This window comes from Streptomyces sp. NBC_00597 (genome assembly GCF_041431095.1).
Lineage (GTDB): Bacteria > Actinomycetota > Actinomycetes > Streptomycetales > Streptomycetaceae > Streptomyces.
On record NZ_CP107757.1, the window covers coordinates 5,996,125 to 6,008,663 of the forward strand.

Consider the following 12,539-nt stretch of genomic DNA (forward strand, 5'->3'; position numbering starts at 1 on the left):
CCCTGTCCCGCGCCCCCCGGACGCCTCGTCCCGGGGGCGTGGGCATGCCCGGGCGGATGCCGGAAGGGCCGGGCTCCCCGACGGGAGCCCGGCCCTTCCTCGCGCGTGGGGGAGGTGCCGCCTAAAGCCCCTGCCACGCGGGCTTGTCGGCGTACGCGTGCCGGAAGTAGTCCGCCAGCTTCAGCTTGGACGCGGCGGCCTCGTCCACGACCACGGTCGCGTGCCGGTGCAGCTGCAGCGCGGAGGCCGGGACCAGCGCGGACAGCGGACCCTCGACGGTCTGTGCGACGGCTTCGGCCTTGCCCTCGCCGGTGGCGAGCAGCACCAGGTGGCGGGCGTCGAGGATGGTGCCGATGCCCTGGGTGATGACGTGGTGCGGGACCTGGTCCAGGTCGTCGTCGAAGAAGCGCGCGTTGTCGACGCGGGTCTGCTCGGTGAGCGTCTTGATCCGGGTGCGGGACGCGAGCGAGGAACAGGGCTCGTTGAAGCCTATGTGCCCGTCCGTGCCGATGCCGAGCAGCTGGAGGTCCACGCCGCCCGCCTCCGCGAGGGCGCGGTCGTACGCCTCGCACGCGGCGACGATGTCCGCGGCAGAGCCGTCCGGGCCCATGAAGGAGGCCTCGGACAGGCCGAGCGGCTCGACGACCTCGCGGAGCACGACGGCGCGGTAGGACTCGGGGTGGCCGGCCGGCAGGCCGACGTACTCGTCGAGCTGGCAGATGCGGGCCTCGCCGGCGTCGACCTCGCCGGCCTTCACCTTCGCGGCCAGGGCTTCGTAGACGGGCAGCGGGGTAGAGCCGGTCGCCACGCCGAGCAGGGCGTCGGGCTTGCGGCGGACCAGGGCGGCCATGGCCTCCGCGATGAGCTCGCCGCCTGCCTTGGCGTCCGGGACGATGACAACTTCCACGCGGGGCCTGCCGATCTGGAGTGGGACGGAGTGTGTGGTATAGACCAATCTAGCAGAGGCGGGGCCTCCTGCGGCCGGTCTTGCACCCCCTTCCATCGTGATCCGGTCACCCGCCCCCGGCCTCCCGGCGCCACGAGGCGCAGGCGTGACCCCCTCGTACTGCGCGCCGCCCGCGCGAAGGGGGGCGCGGTCCGCGGGCCGCCGGTCGGAGCGGCCCGCGGACCGTGCGCCTGCGGTCAGAGCAGCGACAGCTGGAGGCCGCCCGTCGCGTCCAGGTGCTGGCCCGTCACCCAGCGCGAGTCGGCCGAGGCCAGGAAGGCCACCACGTCGGCGACCTCCGAAGCCGTGCCCACCCGGCCGAAGACGGAACGCGAACTCGCGTGCGCCCGCGCCGCGGGGTCCGCCAGCCAGGCCGCGTTGAGGTCGGTGTCCGTGATGCCGGGGCCCACCGAGTTCACGGTGATCCCGCGCGGGGCCAGCTCGGCCGCCAGCGACCGGGTCAGGGCGTTCACCGCGCCCTTGGCGGTGATCGTCGCCAAGATCGCGGGCAGGGCGATGTCCGGGGTGCCGGTCACGTTCACGATCCGGGCCCCGTCGGGCAGCCGCGCCAGTCCGTGCTTGATCACGAAGAACGGCGCCTTCGCGTTGAGCGCGTGCACCCGGTCGTACGTCTGCTCGTCGGTGTCCGCGATGCCGGCGAACGTGGCGGCGCCCGCGTTGTTCACCAGGACGTCGACCGTGTCGGTGTGCTGCGGGTGCGCCTCGTAGGCCGCCCACAGTGCCTGCGCGTCGCCCGGGACCCCGAGCTCGGCCCTGATCGCGAACGCCCGGCCGCCGGCCGCTCCGATCGCGGCGACCGTGTCCTTCGCCGCCGCTTCGTCCCGCCCGTAGTGCACGGCGACCAGCGCCCCGTCGCGGGCGAGCCGTTCGGCCACCGCCCGTCCGATGCCCCGGCTGCCGCCCGTGACCAGTGCCGTCTTCCCCTTGAGCACGCCCATGACGCGCCCCCCTTCAGAATTTGCTAGTGGTCGCTACAGAAAGGGACCGTACCAGATTACGTAACGCCCGCTATAGAATGAGGCCCATGGTGACCGGACAGCGGGGCAGGCCCCGCTCCTTCGACCGCGACGCCGCCCTCGACAAGGCGATGCTCGCCTTCTGGGAGCGCGGCTACGAGGCAACCTCGATCTCCGATCTGACCGCCTCGCTCGGCATCAGCGCGCCCAGCCTGTACGCCGCCTTCGGTGACAAGCGCAAGCTCTTCGACGAGGTCGTGGTGGTCTACGGCGGCCGGTACGCCGATTTCGCGGGCGCGGCCCTGGCCGAGGAGCCCACCGCCGGGGCCGGTCTGCGGCGCGTCCTGCGCGAGGCGGCGGAGATCTACACCGACCCGGCCCACCCGCCGGGCTGCCTGGTGATCAGCGCGGCTGTCAACACCACCTCGGAGGAGGTGGCCCGGGCCCTGCGCGAGCGCCGCGAAGCCAACCTGGAGATGTTCGAGCGCCGGATCCGGGCGGACGTCGCCGCCGGCGTGCTGCCCGCCGGTACGGACGCCCGGGCGCTCGCCCGCTACGCGCTGGCGGTGCTCGTGGGGATGTCCCAGCAGTCGCGCGACGGGGCGGGCCGGGAAGAACTGGAAGCGGTAGCGGAGCTCGCGATGGGAGCCTGGCCGGGAATTTCCGCCGCCCCGTGAGTTCCTCTGGGCCACGGTGCCGGGACGGGACCCTCAGCCCGTCCGGCACCGTAGCCCGGAGTACTTACGGCCGGCAGGTGTGCGGTTCCCGTCGGCCGTTGGGAGGTGCCCGCGCGGTCAGGGCAGAGCGCGCGGCTTACCTCGATCCGTCCTCCTGTGCGGGGAGGGCGGAAGTATCAATCAATTGTGGACTAGACCATTCTGTTCTGTCCATCCAATGGCGGGCTCTGCCATCCCGTCACTTCCTCCAACAGTACGCGGATGGAGCCCCTCCTGGATACTCCTGAGTAGTCGCCGTGGGGAAAGTCATGGCCCATACCCGGGGTACGCTCGCCACGTGCCCTCCATGAACGACCTCGTACGCCAGCACACCGCTCTCAGTGAAACCGACCTGGAGTGGCTCCACCTGCTGGTCTCGGAGTGGCAGCTGCTCTCCGACCTGTCCTTCGCCGACCTCGTGCTGTGGGTCCCCACCCTCGACGGCACCCGGTATGTCTCGGTCGCACAGATGCGCCCCAACACCGGCCCCACCTCGTACCAGGACGACATGGTCGGCCATCTGGTTCCGCGCGGCCGGCGCCCGCTGCTGGACGCCGCGCTCGACGAGGGCCGCATCGTGCGCGAGGGCGACCCGGAATGGCGCGAGGAGGTGCCCGTCCGCGTCGAGTCCATTCCGGTGCGACGCGAGGGCCGGGTGCTGGGCGTGATCGCGCGCAACACCAACTTGCTCACTGTGCGTACACCCAGCCGACTGGAGCTCACCTACCTCCAGTCCGCCTCCGACCTGGCCCAGATGATCGCGGCCGGCTCCTTCCCGTTCCCCGGGCAGCAGGTCGACATGGACGCCTCCCCGCGCGCCGGGGACGGCCTGATGCGGCTCGACGCCGACGGCGTGGTCACGTACGCGTCCCCGAACGCCCTCTCCGCCTACCACCGGCTCGGCCTCGCCGCCGACCTCGTCGGCCAGCACCTCGGCACCACCACCGCTGAACTCGCCCCCTCCCGGGGCCCCGTGGACGAGGCGATCGTCAAGCTCGCCAGCGGCTGGGCCCCGCGCGAGACCGAGGTCGAGGGCAACGGCGGGGTCATCCAGCTGCGCGCCATCCCGCTCAAGCCCAAGGGCACCCGGATCGGCTCCCTCGTCCTGTGTCGGGACGTCACGGAACTGCGCCGTCGCGAACGCGAATTGATCACCAAGGACGCGACCATCCGGGAGATCCACCACCGGGTGAAGAACAACCTCCAGACCGTGGCCGCGCTGCTGCGGTTGCAGGCCCGCCGGATGGATTCCGAGGGCGGCCGCGAGGCCCTCAACGAGGCCGTGCGTCGCGTCGGTTCGATCGCGATCGTGCACGAGACGCTCTCTCAGAACCTCGACGAGCGCGTCGAGTTCGACGAGATCGCCGACCGGGTGATCGCGATGGTCGCGGAGATCTCGCCGGGCAAGGTGGAGTGCCGGCGCACCGGCCGGTTCGGAATCCTGGACGCAGAGGTCGCCACTCCGCTGTCGATGGTGCTGACGGAGATCCTCCAGAACGCCCTGGAACACGCCTTCACCCAGGGGGAGGGCGGCCGGGTCGAGGTGTCCGCGACCCGCGCCGGCTCCGGCCGGGCGGACGGCCGGCTGCTGATCACGGTGCTCGACGACGGATCCGGCCTGCCCGAGGGCTTCGACCCGCAGCGGGCCGGCAACCTCGGCCTCCAGATCGTCCGGACCCTGGTGGAGGGCGAGCTCGGCGGCACGTTCGACATGCTCCGGGCCGAGCCGCGCGGCACCAAGGTCGTCCTCGACATCCCGGCCAGCCCGCAGAAGTAGCGGCGCACTCGTCACGCAGCGTGACGCAGTGGACCCCGGACAGCACTGAGCCCCGGACCGAAACTTCTCGGTCCGGGGCTCAAGAGCACGTTGCTGAGCGCTTGTCTGGTGTTGCTACGCGCTGCGTCGAGGCTCGAAAGTCGATGTTCAGGCGGTTGCGTTGCGCGCCCGATTGCGAGCGGCGCGGCGCTTCATCGCGCGGCGCTCGTCCTCGCTGAGACCGCCCCAGACGCCGGAGTCCTGACCGGACTCAAGCGCCCACTGCAGGCACTGCTCCATGACGGGGCAGCGGCGGCAGACGGCCTTGGCTTCCTCGATCTGCAGCAGCGCAGGACCGGTGTTGCCGATGGGGAAGAAGAGTTCCGGGTCTTCCTCGCGGCAAACGGCGTTGTGACGCCAGTCCATGGCTGCTCCATCTCCTTGTATTGCGGGCAGGTTGCTTGTGAATGTGAACGCTTTCACGAATCCCCCCGTGAGGGAAGGGCGACCGCCCAGTTTCCTGGAAGGTCAGTCAGGGACTCGTGGAGGGGTTCTGGCGGTCTGTGTGGGTGCCGGGTTCTGCGGGCTGTCCCGATCGCCATGAAGAGATTCGCAAACCTCGGACGGGGATACAACCCCTTCCGGAAAGTTTTTTTTGATTCGTCGGTGTCTACTAGGTCACAGCCCTACATCGTGAGGGTGGACCGGCGTGTAAACGTTCGAGTGAAAGGACTTTAGGCCCTTCCACTCACACAATCACACGCAGTGCACGGCGTACGCCTGTGAACCGAACGCTGGTGCGCAGGCCGAGGTGGTCTCCGTCCATCTGGAACGGAAGCGGAACCTTCGAATGCAAGGTGAAGTCGGTCAGATCGTGCAGAGACACTGCGTGCTTGCCGCGCGGACCGCGCTCAGGAGTCGAGGTCAGGAGCTGTGTCGCGTAGCGGGCGACCGCCGGAGTTGACAAACGATTGAGCGCCAATACGTCAAGTGCGGTATCGAACGACGCCTCCGGAGAGGCGTAAAGCGGACGATTGCCCAGATACGTCCACGGCGAGGTGTTGCAGACTATCGACAGCACCAGATCCGTGACGGGATCCGCGCCGGGGCGCTCCAGCGTCACCGAGCCGTGGCGCCGGTTCGGCTCGTCCCAGAACTGGCGCATGAGCTGTCGTACGTACAGGGCGTGCGTCGAACGCTTGCCGCGCTCCCGCTGCTGCTCCACCCGGCCCACCACGCCCGCGTCGAAACCGAACCCCGCGCAGAACGTGAACCAGCGCGCCGGAACCGACTCGTCCTCCGTGCCCGGGGTGCCGGCCGCCAGGCCCAGGCCCACCGTCCGCTCGCGCTGCTCGCGCAGTGCGTCCAGCAGGGCGCCGGTCGCCTCGACCGCGTCGTTGGGCAGGCCGAGCGCGCGGGCGAACACGTTGGTCGAGCCGCCGGGGACCACCGCCAGCCGGGGCAGCCGCTCCGGATCCGGCCCGTCGTGCAGCAGCCCGTTGACCACCTCGTTGACCGTGCCGTCGCCGCCGAGCGCCACGACGAGGTCGATACCGTGTTCGGCCGCCCGGCGGGCCAGGTCCCGGGCGTGCCCGCGGTACTCGGTGGTCACCGCCTCCAGCTTCATTTCGCTGGCCAGGGCGTGGGTCAGGACGTCGCGCGTGCGCGCACTGGTGGTCGTTGCTGCTGGATTGGCCACGAGAAGTGCACGCATGACCGCCAGCCTACCGACCCGTCCACAGGCCGCCCATACTGCCCGTCCCCTCCGGGGGTGAGGGCGCGCGGCTACCCTGCTGGGGTGAGTACGAAGCCCACCCCCGCCCCGGCCGAGCCGACCGCCCCGCTGCCCGGACGGCTCACCGCCGCCGCCGCGCTGACCGCCCTGGAGGGCCTCGCGCTGGCCGGCCTCGGTGTCTACATGCTGGTCGTGGGCATCGCAGGCGACCCCGATTCCCCGCAGCAGGCCGAGACGGGCGGGATCACCCTGCTCGCACTCGCCGCGCTGCCGCTGATCGCGGCGCGCGGGCTGCGGCTGGGCCGGCGCTGGAGCCGCGGGCCCGCGCTGATCACCCAGCTGATGGCGCTGCCGGTGGCGTGGACCCTGTACTCGACGGGCGGGGCGATGATCGCCGCCGCCGTGGCACTGGCGGTGGCCGCGGTGGCCGTCGTGGCCCTGCTGGTGAACCCGACGGCGACCGACGCGCTGGGAATCGGGCCCGGCGAGCAGACCCGATAGCCCCGACGGCCCGTACCGCCCCTACTCCTCGACGAGGAGCTTCTCGCGCAGCTGGGCCAGGGTGCGGGCCAGCAGGCGGGAGACGTGCATCTGGGAAATGCCGACCTCCTGCGCGATCTGCGACTGGGTCATGTTGCCGAAGAACCGCAGCAGCAGGATCCGCTTCTCCCGCGGAGGCAGTCCCTCCAAGAGCGGCTTGAGCGACTCGCGGTACTCGACGCCCTCCAGCGCCTCGTCCTCCGCGCCCAGGGTGTCCGCCACCGCCGGCGACTCGTCGTCGGTGTCGGGGACGTCCAGGGAGAGCGTGCTGTAGGCATTGGCCGATTCCAGCCCCTCCAGCACCTCCTCCTCGGAGATCCCGAGCCGCTCCGCGAGCTCGTGCACCGTGGGGGAGCGGCCGTGCTGCTGGGACAGCTCCGCCGTGGCCGTGGTCAGCGAGAGCCGCAGCTCCTGAAGACGCCGGGGCACGCGCACGGCCCAGCCCTTGTCCCGGAAGTGCCGCTTGATCTCGCCGACCACGGTCGGGGTCGCGTACGTGGAGAACTCGACCCCGCGGTCCGGATCGAACCGGTCCACCGACTTGATCAGGCCGATGGTGGCGACCTGGGTCAGGTCGTCCAGCGGCTCACCACGGTTGCGGAACCGCCGGGCGAGGTGCTCGACCAGCGGCAGGTGCATCCGTACGAGCCGGTTGCGCAGCTCCGCCTTCTCCACCGAGCCGTCGGGCAGTGCCCGCAGCTCGATGAACAGGGCCCGCGCGCCGCTGCGGTCGCGCGGATCGGGCAGCACCGCGGGCACCGGCAGCACGGGTGCCGCCGCCGGTTCCGCGTCCGGGGCCGTGGCAGCGACCCCGGGTGGCTGTGAGGATTGTGGTTCTTCTTGCTGGTTCTCGCTCATAGGGCCCGCCCGTCGCTCCGCCGAGTCCAAAAAGCCGTCTTCCGCATCCGCGTCAGCCGGGTGCGGCCGGGCGTGCTGCTGCTCCGGGATGCCGCCGTCGACCTCGTGCCGTACCCGGGGCCGATCCCCGCCCCGCACCGGGATCTCCCCGCCGTTCACGCCGGGCCTGGACCCGCGCCGCGCTGTTTGTAGAGGCTGATGCTCACCGTCCGGTCCTCCTCGACCGTGGACTCGACCTTGCCGGCCAGCGCCGACAGGACGGTCCAGGCGAACGTGTCGCGCTCCGGCGCGCGCCCGTCCGTGGTCGGTGCGGAGACCGTCACCTCCAGCGAGTCGTCGACCAACCGGAACACGCAGCTGAGGACGGAGCCCGGCACGGCCTGTTGGAGCAGGATCGCGCAGGCCTCGTCCACCGCGATGCGGAGGTCCTCGATCTCGTCGAGGGTGAAGTCCAAACGTGCCGCGAGGCCGGCCGTGGCCGTTCGCAGCACCGACAGGTAGGCACCCGCAGCGGGCAGCCGGACTTCCACGAAGTCCTGGGTCCCGGGCTCGCCTGCGATCTGGGACACCCTCACCTCCAAGGTGGTACGAGCTCTGTTCGCCGGTGACGCTATCGCGATCCGGGCGATCGTGTCGCGGCACCCCTGATGGCGCCCGTTTCAGGCACCCCCGCCCACGGCCAGTGACTGATGGTAAGCCCATGGGCACGCACAGTGGCTAGGGGTCTGCGGGCCCAAATCAGGGGAACCGGCGGAGGGTTGAACTACCCCGCTTCAGACGATCGAACCGTCGACAAAACACCATCGCCACGTCTCGCCCGGCTCGAAGCTTCGCATGATCGGATGGCCGCTGCTCTGATAATGCGCGGTGGCGTGCCGGTGCGGGGAGGAATCGCAGCACGCCACGTACCCGCACCCCAGGCACATCCGCAACTGCACCGGATGGCTGCCCAGTACCTGACATTCGGGGCAGGTCAGGGCAGTCGGGACAGGCTCGGGGCGCGGCAGTTCGGGAACGTGGGTGCACTCGCTCATGATGGCCAGCGTACTGACGTACGGGCGCCGCAGGACGAATTCCGATCAGCGACGACGAGCGAGGGTGGATCTTCGATGGAGGTATTGCCGCTGGTGGCGCTGGTGGCGGGCAGCGCGATCGTGGCCGGGGCCGCCCGCTGGACCAGGGTGCCCGCGCCGCTGCTGCTGGTCGCCGCCGGACTGATGGCCTCGTACATCCCGGGCGTGCCCTCGTACGCCCTCGATCCGCACATCGTGTTGCCCCTGCTGCTCCCGCCGCTGCTCTACACGGCCGCGGTGGACAGCTCCTACCTGGACCTGCGGGCGAACATCCGGCCCGTCGCACTGCTGTCGGTCGGGTACGTGCTCTTCGCGACGGTCGCCGTGGGGTACGCGGCGTACCTGGTGGTGCCGGGACTGTCGCTGCCGGTGGCGCTGGTGCTGGGCGCGGTGATCGCGCCGCCCGACGCGGTGGCCGCGACGGCGATCGCCCGCAAGCTCGGGCTGCCGAACCGGATCACCACCATCCTGCAGGGCGAGTCCCTCGTGAACGACGCCACCGCGATCACCGCGTACAAGGTGGCGCTGGCCGCGGCGGTCGGGGTGAGCGCCGGCTGGGCGGGCGGGATCGCGGAGTTCCTACTGGCCTCGGTGGGCGGTGTGGGCGTGGGCCTCGTGCTGATGGTGCCGATCCACCACCTGCGCAAGCGGCTGCAGGAGCCGCTGCTGCAGAACACCCTGTCGCTGCTGATCCCGTTCGTGGCGTACGCGGCGGCCGAGCGGGTGCACGCTTCGGGCGTGCTCGCGGTGGTCGTGGTGGCGCTGTACCTCGGGCACCGCAACTGGCAGGTGGACTTCGCGACCCGGCTCCAGGAGGAGGCGGTGTGGAAGATGATCGCCTTCATCCTTGAGTCGGTGGTCTTCGCGCTGATCGGCCTCCAGCTGCCGGTGGTCCTGAAGGGGGTCGCGGAGTACGAGGGCTGGGACGCGGCCTGGTACGCGCTGGCGGTGTTCCTGGCGGTGGTGGTCGCACGCTTCGTCTGGGTGTTCCCGGCCACGTTCGTGCCGCGGCTGTCGGAGCGGATCCGGACGCGGGAACCGGACACCACCTGGAAGGCTCCGGTGATCGTCGGCTGGGCGGGGATGCGCGGGGTGGTCTCGCTGGCGATCGCCTTCTCGGTGCCGATCAGCGTGCCGCACCGGAACCTGATCCTGTTCCTGACCTTCACGACGGTGATCGGCACGCTCGTGGTGCAGGGGCTGACGCTGCCGCCGCTGATCCGGCTGCTGCGGCTGCCCCCGCGGGACCTGCACGCGCAGACCCTGGCGGAGGCGCAGGCCCAGAGCGAGGCCTCGCGGTCGGCGGAGGACCGGCTGGCGGAGATGCTGGCCGAGCCGGAGAACGCGCTGCCGCCGCCGCTGGCGGAGCGGCTCCGTACGGTGATGGAGCGCCGGCGCAACGCGGTGTGGGAGCGGCTGGGCGAGGTCAACCCGACCACCGGCGAATCGGCGGACGACGTCTACCGGCGCCTGGCGCGGGAGATGATCGCGGCCGAACGCGAGGTGTTCGTGGACCTGCGCGACCACCGCCAGATCGACGACGAGATGCTGCGGGGCCTGCTGCGCAGGCTGGACCTGGAGGAGGCGGCGGCCTACCGCGAGGACGCGGCCTGACCCTGCCGGCCCCCCGTCCGGGGGAGCGGGACGGTCCCGGGGGCTGACGCGCGGGGCCGGCGCCGCCGCGAGGCTCGGGGCATGACATCGAGAAGTCGGTGGGCCGCCGTTGCGGGTCCCGCGGGGCTCGCGGCCGACGTGTCGGGGTGGGGGCCGCCGCTCGCGGCGTGGCCCCTGACCGCAGCGGCGGCCGTGGCCGCGGTGGCCGTCGCGGCTCGGACGGCTCGGCTGCGGTCGCTGTCGTGGGCGGCGTGCGCGCTGTCCGCCGCCTCGGGGTGCCTGCTGCTGATGGACGTGATCGCGCTGCTGTTCGGGCAGCCGCCGGACAGTTGGACGGGCGCCGCCCTGCACGCCCTGGGGTTGGCGGGCGCGGTACTGTCGGGCGCCGCGGCGGGCCGGGGCCGCGGCCGGGACGCTGCTGCGCCGGGACGGCCGGGCCGCTGGATCGCGTAGGTGGGGGGGTGCTGAGCTTCGTGCCGTACGCGGCGATGAAGCTCACCTGGGCCCTGGGCGGCACCTTCGGCGGCATCACCGGGGCCGAGACGCTCGCCGCGTACGAGCGCAACGGCGCGTCCGGGCTGTGGATGACGCTGGAGCGGTGGGGCCTGGACGGCACGGTGCTGATGGCGCTGATCGGGATCCTGCTGCTGTTCTGCCCGATCCGCCCGTGGGGCCTGCGCCTGCCGCGCTGGCTGCCGCTGACCCCGGCGCTGATCGGCGCGGGCTGGTCCCGTACGGCCTGCTGGGGCTCGGTTACCTGGCGCTGGTCCGGCTGGGCGTGGCAGCCCCCTCCGCCAGGGGACCTCCCGTCCGCGGGCGACGGCCTGCTGGTGGGGTGGATCGGGAACGCCGCCTTCGCGGGCTACGGTCTGGCGCTCCTCGCGGCCGCCCGCTGGTACTGGCACGCCACCCGCGCCGGGCGGGTCACGGGCGGCCGGTGACGACGGCCGTCAGGGTGGTGCCCGCGGGGAAGGCGCCCGACTCCGTGAGGGCGGCCAGGGCCCAGAGCAGCTTGGCCACGTAGATCCGCTCGACCGGGAACCCGTGCCGCTCCTCGAAGTCGGCGGCGAACGCGTCCAGCAGGGCGGGGACGCGGGCGTAGCCGCCGTGGTGGAAGCCCTCGGCCAGGCTCCAGTCCCCGGCCGGGCCGCCGAAGGCCGCCTGCTGGAGGGAACGTATCTCCGCCCCGAGGAACCCGCCCGCCAGGACGGGAACGCCCAGCGCCCGCTGGCCCGGGGCCAGTCCGGCCGCGAGTCCCGCCAGGGTGCCGCCCGTGCCGCAGGCCACCGCGACGACGTCGGACGTGCCCCGCAGCTCGCGCCCGAGCTCCGCGCACCCGTGCAGGGCGAGGGCGTTGCTGCCGCCCTCGGGGACGACGTACGAGGCGGCCGCGCCGGCCTGCGCCAGCAGCCGGGCCAGCACCTCGGGTTCGGCCTTGCGGCGGTACTCCGAGCGCGTGACGAAGTGCAGCCGCATGCCGTCCGCCGCGCACCGGGCCAGGGAGTCGTTGAGGGGCCGGCCGGCGAGCTCGTCACCGCGGACGATCCCGACGGCGGGGATCCCCAGCAGCCGCCCGGCCGCGGCGGTGGCCCGCAGGTGGTTCGAGTACGCCCCGCCGAAGGTCGCCACGCCGGGGAAGCCCCCGGTGACGGCGGCCCGCAGGTTCGGCGCGAGCTTGCGCCACTTGTTGCCGGGCAGCTCGGGATGGACGAGGTCGTCCCGCTTCAGCAGCAGCCGCACCCCGTACCGCTCGAACCGCTCGTCCCGCACTTCGAGCAGCGGCGAGGGCGGGCGCGGCTGCAAGAGCGCGTCGGGGTTCGCGGGACGGTTCACCCGTCCATTGTGGCGTCCTCGGTGTTCCGGGCGGCGGCGCAGGGCACGCGGAGGTGGACGTACGGGACCGTCGCACCCGGGAGGACGTAGCGCTCCGATTCCTCGAAGCCGTGGGAGCGGGCGAAGCGCAGGCCGTCCTCGTTGGAGCCCAGGACGATCGTCTCGATCGTGTCGGGGGCGGGGACGAGTGCGCGTGCTTGGTCGAGGCCGTGGGCGTAGAGGGCGGTGCCGAAGCCCTGCCCGCGGTGCGCGGGCAGGATCCGGGCGATCACGGTGGCCACCGACGGGGCGTCGGCCGTGGGCCGGCGCACGGTCATGCAGCCGACGAGCACGTCGCCGAGGTAGGCGACGTCCAGGAGGTGGCGCCCGGCGCGCTCGCGCACTTCTCGAAGGCTCAGGGCGTCCGGGGGAATGATCACGTTGTGGACGTGCCGCCAGTCCTGGAGGGAGGCTTCGCCGGCCACCCGTTCGATGCGAAGATCAGCCATCGG

The 12,539-nt window shown here is 72.0% G+C and carries 15 protein-coding genes; 6 read left to right on the top strand and 9 right to left on the bottom strand.

Features of this window, described 5'->3' with window-relative positions; translation table 11 throughout:
* Window positions 1-121: 121 nt before the first annotated feature.
* A complete protein-coding gene (nagB, locus tag OG974_RS27410; protein WP_327285339.1) occupies window positions 122-907 on the bottom strand; it encodes a glucosamine-6-phosphate deaminase in 786 nt (261 codons plus the stop codon).
* A 236-nt stretch (window positions 908-1,143) separates the two neighbouring features.
* Window positions 1,144-1,905: an SDR family oxidoreductase gene (locus OG974_RS27415; RefSeq protein WP_327285340.1), complete on the bottom strand. Its 762-nt coding sequence runs from the start codon at window positions 1,903-1,905 to the stop codon at window positions 1,144-1,146.
* Between the two features lie 86 nt (window positions 1,906-1,991).
* Between OG974_RS27415 and OG974_RS27420 the strand changes: the two genes are divergently transcribed.
* Both OG974_RS27420 and OG974_RS27425 read left to right on the top strand, forming a co-directional pair.
* Window positions 1,992-2,600, top strand: coding sequence for a TetR/AcrR family transcriptional regulator (locus tag OG974_RS27420; RefSeq protein WP_327285341.1), 609 nt, complete (start codon window positions 1,992-1,994; stop codon window positions 2,598-2,600).
* A 346-nt stretch (window positions 2,601-2,946) separates the two neighbouring features.
* Window positions 2,947-4,416, top strand: a complete 1,470-nt coding sequence (locus OG974_RS27425; protein WP_327285775.1) for a PAS domain-containing sensor histidine kinase — start codon at window positions 2,947-2,949, stop codon at window positions 4,414-4,416.
* A gap of 147 nt (window positions 4,417-4,563) precedes the next feature.
* On the opposite strand, the gene OG974_RS27430 is transcribed toward OG974_RS27425, so the two are convergent.
* A complete protein-coding gene (locus OG974_RS27430; protein ID WP_004937597.1) occupies window positions 4,564-4,821 on the bottom strand; it encodes a WhiB family transcriptional regulator in 258 nt (85 codons plus the stop codon).
* Window positions 4,822-5,143: 322 nt separating this feature from the next.
* A complete protein-coding gene (locus OG974_RS27435; RefSeq protein ID WP_328763621.1) occupies window positions 5,144-6,109 on the bottom strand; it encodes a diacylglycerol kinase family protein in 966 nt (321 codons plus the stop codon).
* A gap of 84 nt (window positions 6,110-6,193) precedes the next feature.
* Here OG974_RS27435 and OG974_RS27440 point away from each other — a divergent pair, with 84 nt between their 5' ends.
* A complete protein-coding gene (locus OG974_RS27440; RefSeq protein WP_327285344.1) occupies window positions 6,194-6,631 on the top strand; it encodes a hypothetical protein in 438 nt (145 codons plus the stop codon).
* Between the two features lie 21 nt (window positions 6,632-6,652).
* On the opposite strand, the gene OG974_RS27445 is transcribed toward OG974_RS27440, so the two are convergent.
* From OG974_RS27445 to OG974_RS27455, 3 genes are all read right to left on the bottom strand, one after another.
* Window positions 6,653-7,687, bottom strand: coding sequence for an RNA polymerase sigma factor SigF (locus OG974_RS27445; protein WP_371644745.1), 1,035 nt, complete (start codon window positions 7,685-7,687; stop codon window positions 6,653-6,655).
* Window positions 7,684-8,097 carry an anti-sigma regulatory factor gene (locus tag OG974_RS27450; protein WP_030153599.1) on the bottom strand — a complete coding sequence of 138 codons (414 nt, stop codon included), beginning with the start codon at window positions 8,095-8,097 and terminating at the stop codon, window positions 7,684-7,686. The genes OG974_RS27445 and OG974_RS27450 overlap by 4 nt, the downstream gene beginning before the upstream one ends.
* 204 nt (window positions 8,098-8,301) lie before the next feature.
* The gene (locus OG974_RS27455; protein ID WP_327285346.1) at window positions 8,302-8,562 is read right to left on the bottom strand and encodes a UBP-type zinc finger domain-containing protein; all 261 of its coding nucleotides are present in this window, start codon (window positions 8,560-8,562) and stop codon (window positions 8,302-8,304) included.
* Between the two features lie 75 nt (window positions 8,563-8,637).
* On the opposite strand from OG974_RS27455, the gene OG974_RS27460 reads away from it, so the two are divergent.
* From OG974_RS27460 to OG974_RS27470, 3 genes are all read left to right on the top strand, one after another.
* Entirely contained in the window at window positions 8,638-10,215 is a 1,578-nt protein-coding gene (locus tag OG974_RS27460) for a Na+/H+ antiporter (RefSeq protein WP_327285347.1), read from the top strand.
* A gap of 81 nt (window positions 10,216-10,296) precedes the next feature.
* The gene (locus OG974_RS27465; protein ID WP_371644748.1) at window positions 10,297-10,668 is read left to right on the top strand and encodes a hypothetical protein; all 372 of its coding nucleotides are present in this window, start codon (window positions 10,297-10,299) and stop codon (window positions 10,666-10,668) included.
* Between the two features lie 8 nt (window positions 10,669-10,676).
* Window positions 10,677-11,156 (top strand): hypothetical protein, encoded by a 480-nt coding sequence (locus tag OG974_RS27470; RefSeq protein WP_371644750.1) that lies wholly within the window; start codon window positions 10,677-10,679, stop codon window positions 11,154-11,156.
* On the opposite strand, the gene OG974_RS27475 is transcribed toward OG974_RS27470, so the two are convergent.
* Both OG974_RS27475 and OG974_RS27480 read right to left on the bottom strand, forming a co-directional pair.
* Window positions 11,140-12,048 (bottom strand): pyridoxal-phosphate dependent enzyme, encoded by a 909-nt coding sequence (locus OG974_RS27475; protein ID WP_328763624.1) that lies wholly within the window; start codon window positions 12,046-12,048, stop codon window positions 11,140-11,142. The two genes, OG974_RS27470 and OG974_RS27475, sit on opposite strands and share 17 nt — an antisense overlap.
* Window positions 12,045-12,536, bottom strand: a complete 492-nt coding sequence (locus OG974_RS27480) for a GNAT family N-acetyltransferase (RefSeq protein WP_328763625.1) — start codon at window positions 12,534-12,536, stop codon at window positions 12,045-12,047. The genes OG974_RS27475 and OG974_RS27480 overlap by 4 nt, the downstream gene beginning before the upstream one ends.
* Between the last annotated feature and the right edge of the window lie 3 nt (window positions 12,537-12,539).

What these genes read in the sequence shown, in the direction of transcription:
- OG974_RS27415 (WP_327285340.1), bottom strand. Translation starts at nt 1,905, where the DNA reads ATGGGCGTGCTCAAGGGGAAGACGGCACTGGTCACGGGCGGCAGCCGG.
- OG974_RS27420 (WP_327285341.1), top strand. Translation starts at nt 1,992, where the DNA reads ATGGTGACCGGACAGCGGGGCAGGCCCCGCTCCTTCGACCGCGACGCC.
- OG974_RS27425 (WP_327285775.1), top strand. Translation starts at nt 2,947, where the DNA reads ATGAACGACCTCGTACGCCAGCACACCGCTCTCAGTGAAACCGACCTG.
- OG974_RS27430 (WP_004937597.1), bottom strand. Translation starts at nt 4,821, where the DNA reads ATGGACTGGCGTCACAACGCCGTTTGCCGCGAGGAAGACCCGGAACTC.
- OG974_RS27435 (WP_328763621.1), bottom strand. Translation starts at nt 6,109, where the DNA reads ATGCGTGCACTTCTCGTGGCCAATCCAGCAGCAACGACCACCAGTGCG.
- OG974_RS27455 (WP_327285346.1), bottom strand. Translation starts at nt 8,562, where the DNA reads ATGAGCGAGTGCACCCACGTTCCCGAACTGCCGCGCCCCGAGCCTGTC.
- OG974_RS27460 (WP_327285347.1), top strand. Translation starts at nt 8,638, where the DNA reads ATGGAGGTATTGCCGCTGGTGGCGCTGGTGGCGGGCAGCGCGATCGTG.
- OG974_RS27465 (WP_371644748.1), top strand. Translation starts at nt 10,297, where the DNA reads ATGACATCGAGAAGTCGGTGGGCCGCCGTTGCGGGTCCCGCGGGGCTC.
- OG974_RS27480 (WP_328763625.1), bottom strand. Translation starts at nt 12,536, where the DNA reads ATGGCTGATCTTCGCATCGAACGGGTGGCCGGCGAAGCCTCCCTCCAG.